The following is a 423-nucleotide window of genomic DNA, read 5'->3' on the forward strand; positions in this document are numbered from 1 at the left end:
TATTCGATCGTGCTCTACCAACTGAGCTAATGGCTCGAAAAAATGGTGCCGGCGAGAGGACTTGAACCCCCAACCTACTGATTACAAGTCAGTTGCTCTACCAATTGAGCTACCCCGGCATATAATTTGGTTAAATATTAAATTTGAACACGCTGTTCTGTTACCGTCATCCTGACCTCAGAAAGCTTTTACAAGCAGCAGCTCGGTCAGTATGCTGAAGGTTATTCAGGGAGCTTATTCGATCGTGCTCTCCCAATTGAGCTACCCCGGCAAATAGTTTGGATTAAAATATAATGAAAAATTATGGTGGAGGATGACGGGATCGAACCGCCGACCCTCTGCTTGTAAGGCAGATGCTCTCCCAGCTGAGCTAATCCTCCATATTTAATGCCTGGCAACGTCCTACTCTCACAGGGGCGCCTG

The 423-nt window shown here is 46.8% G+C and carries 2 tRNA genes; both read right to left on the reverse strand.

Annotated features, from left to right (window positions below):
• Positions 1 to 43: 43 nt before the first annotated feature.
• Positions 44 to 119: transfer RNA gene (locus M5A78_RS24610), tRNA-Thr, on the reverse strand.
• 185 nt (positions 120 to 304) lie between these two features.
• Positions 305 to 380, reverse strand: a tRNA-Val gene (locus tag M5A78_RS24615).
• Between the last annotated feature and the right edge of the window lie 43 nt (positions 381 to 423).

The organism is Neobacillus rhizosphaerae, from assembly GCF_937468385.1.
GTDB lineage: Bacteria > Bacillota > Bacilli > Bacillales > Cytobacillaceae > Neobacillus > Neobacillus rhizosphaerae.